The organism is Corynebacterium striatum ATCC 6940 (genome assembly GCF_000159135.1).
In the GTDB taxonomy this organism is placed as follows: Bacteria; Actinomycetota; Actinomycetes; order Mycobacteriales; family Mycobacteriaceae; genus Corynebacterium; species Corynebacterium striatum.
Genome location: NZ_GG667565.1, coordinates 1 through 313, shown reverse-complemented (window position 1 = coordinate 313; position 313 = coordinate 1). Strand labels below are relative to the sequence as shown.

Sequence of the window (313 nt, the reverse complement as noted above, 5' to 3'; positions counted from 1 at the left end):
GTTATCCATCTTGGCTTCTGCCAACTCACGGCGCAGGCGAGCATTCTCAGCACGAAGATCAGACTCACTCATCCCATCTGAGGATCCTCGGCGTTCACGCTCGAGTTTGACCCACCGGCCCAAAAGCCCGGCGGAAACACCGATTTCCTTAGCCACATGAGCAATCGGTCGCTCTGACTCGATTACCAGGTTTGCGGCTTCACGCCGGTACTCCGGCGTGTATTTCTTGCGCTGTTGACTCACAATGAACATCCTCTCTTACGGACACAAGATCCGTACAAATAGGGTGTCCACTAAACGAGGGTAACCTCAA

General features: G+C 53.7%; 1 protein-coding gene. It reads right to left on the bottom strand.

Annotation, left to right across the window (positions count from 1 at the left end; genetic code table 11):
• On the bottom strand, positions 1-243 hold a 243-nt coding region (locus tag HMPREF0308_RS12760), incomplete at its 3' end, for a transposase (protein WP_248630714.1).
• Between the last annotated feature and the right edge of the window lie 70 nt (positions 244-313).